14 protein-coding genes, 1 tRNA gene and 1 pseudogene are annotated in these 16258 nt (G+C 34.1%); 4 read left to right on the top strand and 12 right to left on the bottom strand.

Features of this window, described 5'->3' with window-relative positions:
- Positions 1-86 precede the first annotated feature (86 nt).
- Positions 87-1289 (bottom strand): ABC transporter permease, encoded by a 1203-nt coding sequence (locus J8M14_RS07665; protein WP_211074007.1) that lies wholly within the window; start codon positions 1287-1289, stop codon positions 87-89.
- A gap of 76 nt (positions 1290-1365) precedes the next feature.
- Entirely contained in the window at positions 1366-1758 is a 393-nt protein-coding gene (gene rbfA / locus J8M14_RS07660; RefSeq protein ID WP_211074271.1) for a 30S ribosome-binding factor RbfA, read from the bottom strand.
- Between the two features lie 114 nt (positions 1759-1872).
- Between rbfA and mce the strand changes: the two genes are divergently transcribed.
- Both mce and J8M14_RS07650 read left to right on the top strand, forming a co-directional pair.
- On the top strand, positions 1873-2274 hold the full coding sequence (gene mce, locus J8M14_RS07655) for a methylmalonyl-CoA epimerase (RefSeq protein ID WP_211074270.1): 402 nt from the start codon (positions 1873-1875) through the stop codon (positions 2272-2274).
- A 57-nt stretch (positions 2275-2331) separates the two neighbouring features.
- A tRNA-Ile gene (locus tag J8M14_RS07650) sits at positions 2332-2405 on the top strand.
- Between the two features lie 38 nt (positions 2406-2443).
- On the opposite strand, the gene J8M14_RS07645 is transcribed toward J8M14_RS07650, so the two are convergent.
- The 10 genes and pseudogenes from J8M14_RS07645 to J8M14_RS07600 form a co-directional block, all read right to left on the bottom strand.
- Positions 2444-3553: a hypothetical protein gene (locus J8M14_RS07645; RefSeq protein ID WP_211074006.1), complete on the bottom strand. Its 1110-nt coding sequence runs from the start codon at positions 3551-3553 to the stop codon at positions 2444-2446.
- A 1263-nt stretch (positions 3554-4816) separates the two neighbouring features.
- Positions 4817-5611, bottom strand: a complete 795-nt coding sequence (locus tag J8M14_RS07640; RefSeq protein WP_211074005.1) for a hypothetical protein — start codon at positions 5609-5611, stop codon at positions 4817-4819.
- A gap of 98 nt (positions 5612-5709) precedes the next feature.
- Entirely contained in the window at positions 5710-6192 is a 483-nt protein-coding gene (locus tag J8M14_RS07635; protein ID WP_211074004.1) for a hypothetical protein, read from the bottom strand.
- Positions 6176-6517 carry a hypothetical protein gene (locus J8M14_RS07630; protein ID WP_211074003.1) on the bottom strand — a complete coding sequence of 114 codons (342 nt, stop codon included), beginning with the start codon at positions 6515-6517 and terminating at the stop codon, positions 6176-6178. Before J8M14_RS07630 ends, J8M14_RS07635 begins: the two co-directional genes overlap by 17 nt.
- A 207-nt stretch (positions 6518-6724) precedes the next feature.
- Positions 6725-7201, bottom strand: coding sequence for a hypothetical protein (locus tag J8M14_RS07625; RefSeq protein WP_211074002.1), 477 nt, complete (start codon positions 7199-7201; stop codon positions 6725-6727).
- Positions 7185-7766 carry a TIGR02594 family protein gene (locus J8M14_RS07620; protein WP_348772837.1) on the bottom strand — a complete coding sequence of 194 codons (582 nt, stop codon included), beginning with the start codon at positions 7764-7766 and terminating at the stop codon, positions 7185-7187. The genes J8M14_RS07625 and J8M14_RS07620 overlap by 17 nt, the downstream gene beginning before the upstream one ends.
- Positions 7767-7945: 179 nt before the next feature.
- A complete protein-coding gene (locus J8M14_RS07615; RefSeq protein ID WP_211074000.1) occupies positions 7946-8419 on the bottom strand; it encodes a hypothetical protein in 474 nt (157 codons plus the stop codon).
- Positions 8403-11759: a TIGR02594 family protein gene (locus J8M14_RS07610; RefSeq protein ID WP_211073999.1), complete on the bottom strand. Its 3357-nt coding sequence runs from the start codon at positions 11757-11759 to the stop codon at positions 8403-8405. Before J8M14_RS07610 ends, J8M14_RS07615 begins: the two co-directional genes overlap by 17 nt.
- Positions 11760-11967: 208 nt before the next feature.
- A pseudogene (locus J8M14_RS23040) lies at positions 11968-12264 on the bottom strand (PAAR domain-containing protein); the annotation flags it as partial.
- A gap of 7 nt (positions 12265-12271) precedes the next feature.
- The gene (locus tag J8M14_RS07600; RefSeq protein WP_211073997.1) at positions 12272-14086 is read right to left on the bottom strand and encodes a phage baseplate assembly protein V; all 1815 of its coding nucleotides are present in this window, start codon (positions 14084-14086) and stop codon (positions 12272-12274) included.
- 566 nt (positions 14087-14652) lie between these two features.
- Here J8M14_RS07600 and J8M14_RS07595 point away from each other — a divergent pair.
- Complete coding sequence (locus J8M14_RS07595; RefSeq protein ID WP_211073996.1) at positions 14653-15510, top strand: RsiV family protein; 858 nt, start codon at positions 14653-14655, stop codon at positions 15508-15510.
- A gap of 248 nt (positions 15511-15758) precedes the next feature.
- Positions 15759-16205, top strand: coding sequence for a hypothetical protein (locus tag J8M14_RS07590; protein WP_211073995.1), 447 nt, complete (start codon positions 15759-15761; stop codon positions 16203-16205).
- Positions 16206-16258: the final 53 nt, after the last annotated feature.

Raw genomic sequence — 16258 nt, 5'->3', positions numbered from 1 at the left:
TTGTCCGAATAAAAAAGATATAGCGCACCTACCCACCGGCAGGCAAGTAGCCCGACCCGAAATGTAATGGAGGGAATGCCCAAATATTAACTTACCAACCTTTGGTTAATCCTACTAGATGCTAGTAAAGAAGCGACAAAACCTATAGTGGTGATTGTAAGGAATACAATAATAAAACTAACTCCGGTTATCCGTGTTGGATAGGGTAGTGATGGAGTGATCATCAATAACCCGAACTGTTGTTGTGATATGATAAGAATAAGCCCTAGAAGTAATCCTAATAAGGTTCCTAATACTGTCATCAATGATCCCTGAAGTAAGAATATCTTCCTAATTTTAGGTAACGTAGCTCCCAGGTTATACAAGGTTTTTACATTATGTTTTTTGTCAATAACCATCATGATAATGGCCCCAGCCACATTAAACAAAGCGATAATAGCAATAAGCGTAATAACCAGATAAGCTGCCAGATTCTCTGTATTTAGCATTTTATATAGCTTATCATTAAGCTGAATTCTGTTTTTTATCACTATTTGATGATCAAAAATAGATTGTAATTGCTGCCTTAGGGTACTTTCATCAGCCTCAGGAGTAAGAGAAAGTTCTATATGGGTTACCTTATCTTCAGGAATACCAAGTAGCAATCTTGCTAATCCGGTTGTAGCAAAAAGGTACTTCTGATCCAGTTCTTCATTTACACTATATACGCCAATATTAACCGCCGATTGTTTTGTAAAAGCCTTAGTTGGGTCGTTAGGAATACCTTTGCCGGGTTTTGGAACATATATGTTTAATAGGTTTGTATAGGTTTTTTCAACACCCATAGTTAACTCGTTACTTATACCGTTACCAGCTACTACTTGAAAGTCATTGCCAGTTAACCAATCTCCATATACCAAAATACTATCGGTGTAAATAATCTTATTATAATTAGTATCTACTCCTTTAATAAAGGCTGTTTTTTGTTTATCCCTGAATTCTAAAAAAACACGCTCTTCTATAACTTCAGAGAAATGTACAACACCCTCTAACTTTTTGAGTTTTTCTTTTTGTGCTTCTGTAACTATAAATGTCTTTCCGCTGGACGGAAATATCTTTAAGTCCGGATCAAAATAAGAAGAAAACTGAAGGCTAAAATCTTTAAGCCCTGCAAATCCGGATAGTACTACAAATAAGCACATGGCACCAATCACTACCCCTGCCGCTGCAATACCAGTAATAATATTGATAGCATTACTACTTCCGGGTGAAAATAGATATCGCTTAGCGATGTATAGTGAGAAGTTCAATTTTTTGTTAGCGGTTATATAGAGTTTTTTTTAATAAAGTATAATATATTGAGGTAATAACGAAATAAAGAAAATATTATTTCTTTTTACGTTTTTCCAAAAGATCAGGATTCTCAATAGGGTTTTCTTCTCCTTTTATGGCTTTATCAATGTTGTCAATATATTCTAGAGAATCATCAATATAGTATGATAATTCGGGCATTCTACGCAGTTGGTTTTTGGTTCGCTGTGCTACCTGATGTTTGATTTGTGACTTAACTGCATTTACTTCTGTCAACACTTTATCTCCTTCCTGATGTGGAAAAACACTCATATATACTTTAGCAATAGAAAGATCGGTAGTCACACTTACTTTTGTTACGGAAACCAAAATTCCTTGAACTCCTGCTTCTCGTAATGCATGCTGTATTACATCTGCTACATCGCGCTGTAATACGCCTGCAACCTTTTTCTGTCTGTTTGTTTCCATAGGTGCAAAAATAGGCATTTATGCCTTTTATTATTTTGTTTTGCTACAAAATCCTTTGGTCTAAGCTATTTTGTACTTTTATGACATAAAGAAAAATGATAAATAATGAACCATATTAATAAAATAGAGCATCTGGGCATTGCGGTTAAGGATATTGATGCAGCAAATGACTTATATGAAAAGTTATTAGGCGTTGCACCTTATAAACAAGAAGAAGTAGCAAGTGAATCCGTGATCACTTCATTTTTTAAAGTGGGAGAAAGTAAAATAGAGCTTTTGGCGAGTACCGATGAAGCTGGTCCTATTGGTAAATTTATTGCTAAGAAGGGAGAAGGAATTCATCATATTGCTTTTGATGTCGATGATATTGAAAAAGAATTAGAAAGATTAGAGAAAGAAGGGTTTCAGTTAATTAATAAAGTACCTAAATCAGGAGCTGATAATAAACTTGTTGCTTTCATACATCCTAAGAGTACAAATGGGGTTTTGATAGAGCTTTGCCAGGAAAAGAAATAAAAATAAAAAAAGGTTTGGCGTGTTTGGGGCAAATCCTTAAATTTGCCCTCCGTTTTAGGTCCCATAGCTCAGCTGGTTAGAGCACCTGACTCATAATCAGGGGGTCCTTGGTTCGAGCCCAAGTGGGACCACCTAAGAGCCTTAGCGAAAGCTAGGGCTTTTTTTATTACTAATTTACAATATTTGATACCTTGTTACTAAGTGTCATATGCTCTTTAATCATTCGAAAAAGACTTTTCTCATTACTGCGTTGTAACCACCAAACAAGCCCGGTTAAAATTATCCCTATGATACCTGTTACTCTGGAGAATTCTAATAGTACTAGTATTAGTGAAATACTAGTGTATATCAAGAACTCATATCTAAATTTGGTAGATAAATTAACTTGTAGAATATCCTGCTTTTGACTTAAATATATATAAGCACATATATTTTCAAAAGGTTTCCTCCTAATGTAGTAGCCAAGATTAGTATTATAGATTCTTATTGGTTCTGGGTCAATCTTAATGATGTTATTTTCCAGCTCTATGATATCATAATAATCTTTAGAGTTTAGTCTTTTTAGCAATTCGTCTTTGGTGATATCTATTTCAAAATAGTCTGTAAGTGTTATCCTGGAGCTGAAATTTTTACTTAGGCTTTTTGTTTCTTCATCGACTCCTTCAAAATTTTTAATTTCATCTAATATTGGTTGTTCTAAAAACTTAGAAAGCTTATTAGCTATTTCCAAAATTTTATCCCTATTTCGATATGTAGCGACAAGATATCGATCTTTGTTTTTCATCACTATGATGAGTTGGAAAAAAGTAAAAAGTGCTTTCACAGAACCTCCCGTATCTGTATTGGTTGGAATTTTTCTATGCTCTTGATACCCTATTATTTGTATTGCAATTATATTTTTTAATTTCTTTCCTTTCTTTGAAAATGAAGAATCACCTAATCTAAACCTTCCGGTTTTTTTATTAAAAGATCTTTTTGTTTTATAATCTGAATAAGGGATCATAAAGGCAATAGAAAGTATAAGACCCAGAAGAATAAACATGATATAGAAGAACCATGGCATATCTTCAATAAATTTTAAATCTTCAATAAAAAAATCATAGAAAACTGTACCCCAAAACCCCAATAAAAGTATACTGAATGTATAGATTAAAAAGATGATGAGTACCGTGGGTTTAAAATAAGCGACATTGTTTTTTTCTACATATTTTGTATTTCCTGCGCTTTCTTTTAGGCGAGTTTTGGCTATTTCTATATTGAGATTATTATGTTGAAGCAATGTATATTTGCCTTAATTGGTTCGTATTGTTTATAGCGCCGAAGTTAGATAAATATTTTTAGAAATATATGATCCATCCCCAAATCTAAAACCTCCGCTACCACCTTTATATTTCAATATCAAGTATTGTCAATATAAGTAATGCCAATAGTTTCGATACTGTCTTGTAGTTTTGACCAATAATTTAAGCTATACATATCTATTGGGTAGAAATCTCTTCTAAAGTATGATGTTTGTATTACAATACCGATTGTTTTGCTCCTGCCTCCTCCTCTAGATTCTTTAGAAAGATACTCTATGTATTTATGGTGATATATATCTTTTGTCCAAAAAAAATGTTTCTTATAATAAGATGATCCTTTGAAAACACAATGTAATTCATTCTGGGAATAAATAAAAACATCAAAAAAAGATACCCTAGAATAGGAATAAGATACCCTAATTCAAAATTTTTAGAACGAATTACCTGATAGATGAATATTCCTAAAAAAGCAGTAACAAGTATACTGGAGATGACAAAAAAATTCCCTAATAAAATATGCCTATAAAAAGGTTTTACTTGTTTAACAAGATGAGGTTGGTCTTTAAAATCAAAATTGATGGTAGTTTTTTTTAAATTAATCTTTTGATGTAAAAACTATTTTATTTTCCAGGCGTTACTACAATATTTATCCAGGATTTTAATTGTTTTACCATCATTAAATCTGATTATAGTTCCATTTTCTAAAAATTTAAAAAACACAAAATTTGTTTCTATAATTTCATTTAATCCAATCGATACTATATCACCATAAGAATATTTTTTAAAAAGTTTGATCTTAATATATTGTGTCTTTAGTGATATAAAGGTAAAAGTGGAAAACAAATAGTATATCCCATACAGAGTAAAGATTATAATTACAGAAGAAAAAATCTTAGATCTCCATTTGTTATAAATAAAATAATAAACCCCATTAAAAGGAAGAGAAGTAAAATAATTAATAAGAAGTAACTTAAGCCTATGTTGGATTTTATCTTTTGTACCTGCATTGTGTTTTGTTATTAAAAACCCTTTACTAATCTTACGAACTTCCTCTTGTGTAGTAAATTTAGCTCCAATATATCTAGGTTGTTGGGCAATATCTACAGGATAATAATTGTTTTCTTCTAGCTTTAATCGACAAGCAAATACAATATGGGCATGTTTATTATTATTGGTTAATTCTGATCGAGGTATGCTAAAATCTACAATGGCTTTTGGGATTTCTTTTTCTTGATTAAAAACTAAAATTTTTGATAGAATTCACTACTTCGTATCCGTTGTTTTATTTTTTCTGAAGTAACATTGAAGAATAATGAAAACTCAATTTCTGTTTGAAAAGTCAAACTGAAAACCCCTATAGATGTTATATTAGCAGATTCAATTATTTCATCTATATATTTTTTTAATTTTTTAGGGTTTTCCTGTTCTTCAATCAATTTAGATAATTGAGCATTTGCATAATCGGTAAAGTGTTGTCCGTTTGCTAGGATAGAAAGAAAATAGAGTGCAGCCATTTCATGATTTTTTAAGGCTTTGTAACATTCCGCAATATCACCTCTTAATCGTTGCCAATCTTTGGTGATATTTGTACCACCAAGGGACTGATATATAAAATGCCGTTCCGCCAAGGTATAATATGGAATTGCTTGGCCGTAGTTTTCTTCATTGAAATAAATATCGCCTACTGAATGGGCGATGAGATGCCTGATATTTTTCAATTCATTTAAATACATAGTGTTGTATTTTTCTTCAAAAGAAGCCGGTATCTCTGTTTTATGCATTATAGAGATTAAAACATCTCGGTATTCTCCTATATTATTCCTTTCTAATGGATATTGCAACTGATCCACATTTTTCAAGAATTCAGAATCATCTTTAAAAGGAACTTCTATTCTTAAGTCAGCCAAAGACTTTCTTATTTCATCAATTCTTACATTGTGATATAGTCGGTTTTCTTTTTCTAAACTATTTTGTTGAGCAATGATATTGTTTGAAGAAAAGCAATAAAACAATAAAAGGATAAAGATATTCCTCATAAAACAGGAAATTATTTATTTTAGAATGTTGACTTATTTAACATAGCTATTTTGATCTCTTTAATCAATTAAAATATAAACTGAATAGAAAATGATAATTATGCACCTGGTATTTCTACTCCAATAAACTTATACTGTCCATCAATTTTGTCTATCTCAAAAATATGATTGTACTCATGTCCACTTTGAAGTTTGAATTTTATCATATATAATTTATCTCCTTCATTTTTAATGCTATACGCATTTGTCATATCTTCCATAAAAAAAGAATATATCATTCCATTTTCTTGAATATCTAAAAGATTAGAAAATTTTATTTCAGCCGTATCTCTGTATCCTGTAAAAGGAAAATGTATTATTTCTTCTAGCTCTCTGTCATCTTTGCCTTTAGCAACTTCTTTTGCTTTTTTTAAAAATGCATCAATGGTTTCCTTTTGTACAACTTCTATCGCATTTTCGTTTAAAGCTTCTTGTTGTTTTTCTTTTGTGACTTGTTGGACCTTAGGCTTTGAATCTGTTTTACAAGAGGTAAAAACTAAAAGTAATGTAAATAATATTGTGATCTTAATGAGTTGATTCATTGCTACTCGCTTTTTTAACATTAATACCATGTTTTCTATTTATTTCATTGATTGAAACAACAGGAATGTTTTCATCATAGCTACCTATTTTATAGTCAATAGGAACTAAAAAACAATTGAACCTCTGTTCCATAATATATTTTTTCTTTTTTATTATTTTTGTAAACGTGTAATTCGCTCCCTCTCTTTTGTATCTAGAAAACTTCAATTTACTTCCCTGATTACCGCCTAAACAGATATAATCATTATTTTTATCAAAACCATACAAAAAGGTGATATGACCAGAAGCATCTGGAGTATTGGTTTCTTTATAATAATTTGTCATTACTGCAATGGCGATTTTTTATTGTTTCAAAGACCGTTGTTTACTTCTTAGACATCTTTGTTTTCAATTTTGTATTGCAAAATTTGAAAAACCACAACAAAACATCCCTGTGGCTTATCTTATATCGTTACTGTTTGCCTATTGTATAAGGACACAGGTGAGACACTTAAGCCAGTGTCGTTGGGTAGAAGTCTCTACCGAAATTCTTTAATGCGGCATTTCCAATTTGGTTAATTTAAATCCATCTTCTTCTTTTATTGCATAATAATAGATGAAAAAGTCTTCATTCCTTGATTGTTCATACAATATAGAATACAAGCCATTATTTTCTATTTTTTCAACTTTTGCTTTTGTTATTTTCTTAAAATGCGGGTTTCTAAAAAGCCTGGCAGTGCTATCGTAAAACGAAGATTCTCCGCCACTTTGATATTCAAAAGGAAGTTTGATGCTTTTTTCAATAGTTTTTGTGTTATTTTCTCTGATGGCAGTCTGTAAATCTATCAAAAAACTCTCAATAGATTGTTCCTTTTTTTGAGTTGTTTCTGTATTTTCACTAACTTCATTTTGTGTCATTTCAGCTTCGCTTGTGTCGTTGCCTAGTGCATTATTTTTAGTGTCTTGCTTACAACTTAAAAGCGTTAAGGTTAACCCTAGTAATACTGATATTTTATAACGTGCTTTCATTTTCAGTGTTTGATTTTACAGCTTTTCCAGCTAATTGATCATTTAATTTTTTTAGGTTTACTATTTGAAGTTCTTTTCCATTATTTTCCGGATAATTTTTCGGCAAAAAGAATCCTTGAAACTTTTGCTCTACTAATACTTTTCCGTAGCCCTTTACTCTTTGTTTAAATGTACTGTTGACTTTATTTTTGTCTTCAAAATATCTTGAAAACTTTATCCTTTGTCCCTGATTCCCTCCTAAACATATTAAATCACCAGCAGTATCTCTTCCATATAGAAAAGTAATATGACCTTTAGCGTTTTGATGGCCGTCACTTTTTACATAATTGGTAAATACAACTATACAACCAAACTCGGGTTCTTCGATACGTTTAAAAAGTTTCCCTTCTTTCCAAAGTACGCTTTGTGAACCTGCAGATTTTGCACCTTTATAATCGGTCTGGTCTAAACACCAACTTACAAAAGATGAACACCAGGAATTTTCTTGGTCTTCTATTTTTTTCTCGGTTTTTGGCTTATCAAATACATTACAGTAATTATGATATTTTTTAACCATCTCACCAATATGCTTTTGGTCCGGTTCTTCGTGATCATATTCTGGTAAGAACTTCGCGGCCTTGGCTTCTGCTAATACTACATCAAGCCACGGCGGGCAATGGTAGACAAACTCTTTATTACTTACTTATGTCCTGCCAATCTTTGACGGCACCAGAAACATTCTGGCGCTAGCGGGGGAGCAGGTCTTTAAAAAGGCAATTGCATACCTTTAAATTTATATTCTCCTTCAGCTTCTATTATTCGATATATATTACTAACTTCATATCCATTAGGTGCTTTTATATCAACCCAGTACATTTCTTTATCCTTTCCTGGTTCAATTTTAACAGCATATTTAAGATTGGTAAAGCTTTCATAGACTTCATTAGAATAAATAAGGCTTTCAAAATCTGGATACGATACTTCTCCTCCTCCCAATGTATATCCTTCAAATGGAAAATTAAGAATAGATTCTATTTTGTTCTTATCTTCTGTATTAATAATATCTATTGCCTCTTTTAAAAAGTCCTCAACAGTCTTTTCTTTAGCCTTAGTACTAGACTTTTGCTCTACTAATTCAGAGGAGTTTTTACCAGTATTTACTTCTGTTTTTTGATTAATTTCTCCCTTACAGTTAACAAAAATTAATCCTATAATTAAAATTTTACCTAGTACCTTCATTTTCTACTGTTATTATACCACTTGATATTTGATTGTTTAATTCCTTTAAGTTGTAAGTTTTTAAATGTTGTCCTGAACTATATGGATAATTTATTGGTAAAAAATAACCATTAAATTTTTGTTCAAGCGCCACATCTTTTTCCTTTCCAATATCCATGATTAATCTACCACTAACTCCTTCTGTTTTGTATCTTGAGAATTTAATAGTCTGCCCTTGATTCCCACCCAAGCATATTAAATTTCCTTTATTATCTGTTCCATATAAAAATGTAACATGACCATAAGAAGTTTTTTTACCATTATCTTTTCTATGATTGGTCATAACGACTATACATCCAAATACTGGTTCCTCAATACGTTTAAAAAGCTTACCTTCTTTCCAAAGAATACTTTGAGATCCTGCAGATTTTGAACCTTTATAGTTAGTTTGGTCTAAACACCAATTAACAAAAGAAGCACACCAAGAGGCATCTTCATCCTCAACTATCTTTTTAGTCTTTGGATTATCAAAAATACCACAATAATTATGATATTTTTTAACCATAGTTATCGTTGGTTTTAAATCTTCATGAACCCCTTTAGCTGCTTTTGCTTCAGCCAGTGCCACTTCAAGCCAAGGTGGCGTAGTAGGCGAGGTAATAAGCTTCATATGCTCTATAAAAGCAATGGGATGAAAGTGGTATACATCACTATTCTTAGGAAAGGTGCGTTTTGGTTTTTCTTCTTTCTTTTCTGGTTGATTGTTAGTAGATACAGGACCTAAACTCATGTTTTCGTTAGTATCATTTTCACAAATCAATGATGAAAAATCAAAGGAGGACAGTAGGCTATTACTACTATTACTCGATTGATTATTATTTGTTGTAGAGGCTATGGGTCCATCTTGTATATCTTGCCAAAAGCTCAAGTTTTTTATCTTTTCTTCTAATAACGCAATACGCTCGTCCCTTATTTCCTCTAGCTTTTGTTTTTTTTCTGTATCTTCTTCTAGATCGATGCCTTTTTTATAAATTTCTTCAACCTCGCTTTTAAAGGTATCAATATGCTGGCAGGTATCCCACTCATTGCGGTGTTTGCAGATGAGTTTGCTTAGGATATTTACCTTACGCTGATCACGCATGGCTTGTTGCAGCTCGTGCTGGGTGAGTACCTTATCACCGGGCACTTCTTTGACCGAGCCATCGGGTTGGGTTTGCTTCTCTGGCAGGTCTACTTCTGCCCAGATATCTTTAATAAATGGATGTGGTTCTTCGCCCTCATGGGCATTAAATTGGTAGAAGTACTGATCGCCGGTATCATCATATAACTTCCAACCAAAACTCTCCCAATCATAAGGATTAAGAGTGGTTAGTTTTTCTTTTTTGATCCAGCCGGTTTCGGTTTGCTTATTACCCTTGTCATCCTCATACTGCCCTTTGATCTTCCACCACTCGGCACCACTATGATCTTTGGCGGTTCCTACTTTTCTTTTTACCCGCATTGTTGCGGTTACGGTAATGTCTTTTGTGTTTTCTGTAGTAGGTGCTACTTCATATACCACATCTACATCTTTGCTTAATGCTGCCCAATATGGCTCGGTACTTATAGTTGCTGCCGGACTCGTATTGGTTGGTGGTGTAGCTATGGTAGTATCATTGTCTAACGCTTCATTAATACCCAGCCCTTTAATTTTTATAGGTTCAGGTTGTAGTTGTATACTTTCGATTGGTTGTCTTGGCGCTGGTACGGTATCTGCCTTGACCCAGAATTTTTTTCCAGCTAGTGGGTTAGAAAATTTTAGCTTTCGATATCGGGTGTATTCTAGTTTTTTCTTTTTGGCTTTAGCTAAATTGTTGTTTTCTTGTGTTTTTGTGATTTCGTTGCCATTTTCATCAGCTCGGCTTACCCAATATAACTTGTCAGACTCCTTACTTAATAAGTTTTCGAAATCCGGATTTACCTCTGCCAATTTTCCTTTTTTAATGGTGTAATAATCAGGTCCCGTAACTTTGTGGTATGTTAAATGTTCGTATTTTGTTACCCCAATGATATCTTCAAATCCTATTTCTGCAAAATCCCCTTGGCGCTGGTATACTTTTACTTTGGTATCTTTTTTAAGGTCGTTTACCGGTTTGCCCACTTGCAGTGTACTATTTTCAGGAGTTTCATATTGGGTACGGTCATCATCACCTTGCAGATTAGCGATGAGGTTTTTTACCTCTGTATCATCTGTAAATACTTCGATATGTACTGCTCCATAATGGTTTTGTTTTCCAAATCCATAATTACCGGTATAGCCTAGCACATCACCAGCATCAATATCGACATCTACATTTTGTATGATGTCGATCACAACATCATCCTTTAGAGATGGAGTGACCTTGATGGCAGAGGCAGCAATATATTCTTCCTTCTCTTTGATCTGATACCAGCTTTCTGATTTTTTTACTACCTCACCAATTTCAGTGCTTTTTTTTATGGTTCTTAAGTATTTTCCTTGCCCTTTATTATTGGCTTTGTCATAGACAACCACTCCTTTGGTTGGGGATTTTTCGTATTTAGAGATATCATCTTCTACGGATATGATTTGCAACTGGTTATTGCCTATATCTTTTGTTCGGCTTCCTGCAGTTGCGATATAGATATCTGTATAGCTTTTGTATTTTACTCTTTTGTAATCAAAACTCTTTTTGTTTTCTGTCCAGTGGGGTTCTGTAACCACAGGTCCTAATGGAGCATTATCAGAGGATTGCGAAAATGGAGAACTCCAGGTATTAAATCCACTGCCGGGTAGTATATCTTGAGGGGCAGAAGTAGCATTAGGGTCTTCAAGAGGATCTAAGGTAACCGTAGCCCCGACAGGAATTAACACTACTTTTTTTCCAAAAGTACCTGACATTTCACTTCCTGATCTGGCATTAAGACCACGTTGTATTTCATTACCTGTGGCTTTGGCATGATACTTCGCATAAAAATCAGGTACTTTTCCTAAATTTTCCATTTGCACTTTTGGCATCAGGTGCATGTATAAACTGTAGAACCTTAATTTTTGTTTTTTGGGACTTATATAATCATCATGCTGTAATAACAGAAAACCATTAGAGTATTTAGGGTCTTTACTGTCTTTTTCTCTGGGATAATAATTTTCGGGCATACGATAAGCAATTACCCGTCCATCAGCAATAGCTCGCACTTCTTTTCCGGAACCTTCGATATGTATACCTCCGTGCCAGCTATTTAACCTGCCAACAGGGTAGAAACCTAGTTGATTATTATGCCCAAAATAACTTGCAATTAATGCTTCTTTATCTTCCTCTTTGTCTTTGGTATTATTAGGTAATATTGGGTATTCAAATCTCATAGTTCCTTACTTTGTCGGATTATAAACTAAAATCAACATCGGCAAGATACCCATGTTTCTTTGCTTCTTCCCTAAGCGCTTCCTGATTTTGCTGTGCTTCTTTAAGGGATCTCCCCGATACGGATGCCAATACTTTAAGCATTGGACTGATCTTAGGAAATGGGATTTCCTGTAACGGCATCACTGCAGTAGGTGCTGCGGGTCCTGTACCGACTAGTACTGTAGGCTCTCCTACGGTGATCGATCCGCCGTGTGCGGTCATACTACCTACGGTAGCTGCTGGTTTACCACCGATGAGTACCGTGGCTTCTCCTTGTGCTATGGTATCCGGTGGTCCTACACAGGTACACATATCTCCCATTACTGCGGCAGGTTTATTACCAATTAATACGGTAGGTACTCCGGGTCCTGATACAGGTCCTCCTACGTGTGGCGGTGGTGGTGTCCCCGGATTTACCATCGGGCACACATGCATACTTCCTATAGTGGCTGCTGGTCCTGGCATATCGTACTTAATTAAGTTTTAATAAGGCTCCTGATACTTCGGTCAGGGCTTTACCGGTTACTTTGGTCTGGGTTCCGTTTACTTCTGCGCCTACTTGCCCTTCTACAATAGTATTGAGCCCTTTTACCGTAGCATCACTGGTCGCTTCTAGAGCAACGGCTCCATTACTTTTAACGCTAGTGTCTCCTGTAGATTGTATGGCTACATTGCCTTCTGCCAATGCGGATAGGTCTGACTGTGCTGCAATTTCTACATTTTCCTGGGCTCCGATATTGATATTTTCTTCGGCCGTAATATTGATATTTTTGGCAGTAATATCGATGGTTTCTGTTGCGTTGATCGTTAACGACTTCTCCTGTGTATCAAAAGTGATGATACTACCTTCATTATCATAGATGTTGATCTTTTCTTCACCTTCGGTATCATTCAATTCTATGGTATGACCGCTACGGGTACGTATGGCTTTTAGGTCGTTATTATCGGTTTTCCATTCCTCAGGCTTGGCATTGCCGTGGTATAAGGTACCCATGATAAATGGGCGTTCGGCATTACCGCCTTCAAAATTAATGATCACTTCTTCACCGATTTCCGGGATAAAATGAAATCCTTTGTCTTGTCCTGAGTGAGGTGTCATCATACGTAACCAGGGAGTTGTCTCGCCAAGTGGCTTTTGCCAAGGGAACTCTACACGCACTCTGCCTAACCCTTCTTCGTCCACATTTTCGGTTACCACAGCCAGTTGGATATCACTTTTGGGATATCGGGTCATATCGGCATTAGGATATACCTGTAGATTGGCATCAATAGCCTCAAAGGTGTTTTTATATCTTCCGCCTTCGATATTGGTATGTGTGATTTTAATAATACGGTAGGATCCGAATCCTGCTACTTTGATAATTTCTCCCAGGTTTACTCCCGGATTATCACTAATCCCTTTAGCGATTACTTGTTTAGAAGCTTTTGCTTGTGTATGATCAGCTACTTGTTGGTCAAACCTGGATTTAAGTCCGGTATCATTATATGGTGTGTGTACCAGTTGTCGCTCGTTGCTAAATAATTCCTGAGATTTACTATTCATAAACCCGTGATATCCGTCGGCAGGAATATCGATCTCACTACTCTTCTTCTCGTGGTGCTCATCTGTGAGGTAATCACGAGTAGTATGGTTATAGGCATTAGCCACAGGTTTCATAAATAACGAAAGCTCTTGCAGGTCTGTACCGTATAGTAATTCTGTTTCTTCATCTCCCGGAGCACCAAATACTAATCCTTTTCCGGTATCATAGAACCATTGGTTATAGTAAGCTGCTAATCGGCTGGCATAGCTAAATGCACTCTGGTTATGTTGTACTGAGTAATGTATGTTTTCGGTATTGGTAGGCTCAAAAGTAAATTCTAGTTTGGATCTGTCATATCCTCTAAAAGTGTTGTCCAGGATCTCAGACAGGTTTTTGTCACAGAAGGATGCATAGTGATTACCATCTTCTGCAAGGATACTGGTACTATTAGCATGGATAGTAATTAAGTCTCCTTTAGACTGATGAAAGGCTTTTACAGCTTCCAGACCGGTGATAACCCCTTTAAACTCTAGCTCTTTATACTCCCCATGTCCATCAGTAGCATTGACCTTAATGGTTATGATACGCCCCAGGTAATCTTTACTGTCACCAACCAATTCATCGGACAGTGATTCTATCACATCGGTTCTGCAAACTAGTCTAAGGGCATGATGGGCATCTATTTGCTGATCAAGTTGTAAACTTACATAAGAAGCAATCTGATTGCCATCGATGAAAATCTGGGTAGTCGTCTGTAATGCCATACAATAGGTTTATTTGAGGGTAATTTAGTTAACTTTTCCTTAAAAAGGACTGCAAACATACATTTATATTACAGGCCAAACAAGTGACAATGGGGGATTATCCCCTGAAAAACAGTATGTTTTCGATAAAAAGACAGCAATTTTCGTTAAAAAACCACTTTTCATATCAGTAATTTACGATCTCCCTCTTTGTTACACTTCGGTTTGTGCTCAAATTACTGATTACAGATGGTTTATGTCAAAAAACTATCCTTCTTTATAGTCTGTAATCTACAGTCTGTATATATAAGTGTATTAAGAAAGAAAAATGTTACCCCTGTTTTTAGAAAAACTTAAATTTTAGGACGTAGCATACCCCAATTATATTTCGCTATGACCTTATACTCCCGGGATTGAGGTATTGGTGCGCTGGTGTCTAAAAAAGAATCTTCATAAGTTGAGAATAGTTTCCTTCTTTTAAATAAATCATAAATATCATTTATGCTAAACATCATAAATATAAATAAAAATATATGATAAAAATTATAGAATTTTGCAGCACTTAATAAACTCTTAAAAGTGAACATATGAAAAATATAGCTATAGTATTAATCTCTTTATTCGTAATTTCTTGTAAGAGCGACAGGACCAACCAGGATACAGTGTTATCAGATAAGGTGCAAACGGTTAAACAATCTAAAGCTCTTGATCGTAATAAAATACGTCAAGAAGGGATTCAAGCTGCCAAAAGAGAACAGCTACTGTCAGAAAAAGATGATAAAGTAGCATTGGAGAACCTTATTGACACAAAAACATTTTATAAAAAAGAAGATAGCTATGTGCTGAACTATAAGTATCCTTATCTAAATGAGGAGATCAAATCATCATACCGAATTTTTAATGAATATATGCAAGACCGTTATATAGAGATAGAAACCTCGGTTAATGACATTCTTAAAAACAACAGTTTATCCTGTGACCCATCGGTTGTCGATGTGCATAGGTATAAGCGAATAATAGATTATAAAGTGTATAACAAAAAAGAGCATTTGATTAGTATTTTATTATATAAGGCAAACCATTATTCTGATAAGAATCATCATTCCTATATGTTTAAATGTCTCAATTTTGATTTGAACAATACTGTTTTTCTTGATTATCAATCCATTTTTAAAGAAAAATCAGAGGCAGAAATGTTGTCTATCATCAATCAAAAGTTAACTGAGAAGATAATTAAGAAGAATTCGTATAAGGATTGTTGGGTGTTGTCTGAAGATAGTTTTGACGAGCACAAAAACAATTTTGTAATTACAGAAAAGATGATCAAGTTTTACTTTGATGACTGCGTAATTTGTCCATCATATGCAGGAAGATATGCTGTAGAGGTGCCTCTTGATCAGATAGCTCATTTATTACAAGAGAATAATAAGGAGTTGGTTCTATAAGGCTTTTATGAGTTGGTTTTTTTAAATATCCCAGTGTTAATAGCAACTCTTACATCTGGCTGAAGAAAGATATGGTCGAAATAAATTGAAAAATTAATACTCTTGATATCTCTACTTTGCGCTAGCCTACAGAGAAACACGCTTTAATTTATTAGAGGTTTGCAATCCTCTTTTATCATTGAGATATTGTTCCATATTAATTTTAAGATATGATGACGAAAAAGTATATGTTATTTTTGATTTTTAAAATGATTTTAATAACCCAGTCTAATGCTTATAGTTATATAAACCTACAAACAGACCTTGTGGGGTCAGTAGAACGAGAATTCTCTACATCAGATTTTATTTTTACAGGCACACTTGTTGAAAAAAGAACTACGACAAATAAAGGATTTAGATCTCCATCTAGTATTTTAATATATACCTTCAGAGTATTAGAAAATATAAAAGGAAAAATTGAAGCTCAAGACATAAAAATAATTTCAAGAATTAATCAAAACAGTTGTGGTGATTCCTTTAGGATTGGAGAGTCTTATCTTATGTACTCAAAGGTTTCTAATGATTTTCCTAAAATTCCTAATGTAGAAATAAATTTAATTTCAGGTTCGTGTAATCGAAATCAAACTTTGCAATCTGTAAAAAAAGAAGAGATGGTACAACTTCATAAACTGTCAAAAGGTTTGAAGAAGTCATAATGCTTTAGATTTTAACCCAAAAGCTTTCCTTCTTAGGGAGATATTTCTCAGCT

The organism is Aquimarina sp. MMG016 (assembly GCF_018100805.1).
In the GTDB taxonomy this organism is placed as follows: Bacteria; Bacteroidota; Bacteroidia; order Flavobacteriales; family Flavobacteriaceae; genus Aquimarina.
This window is presented reverse-complemented; position numbering and strand designations above follow the sequence as displayed.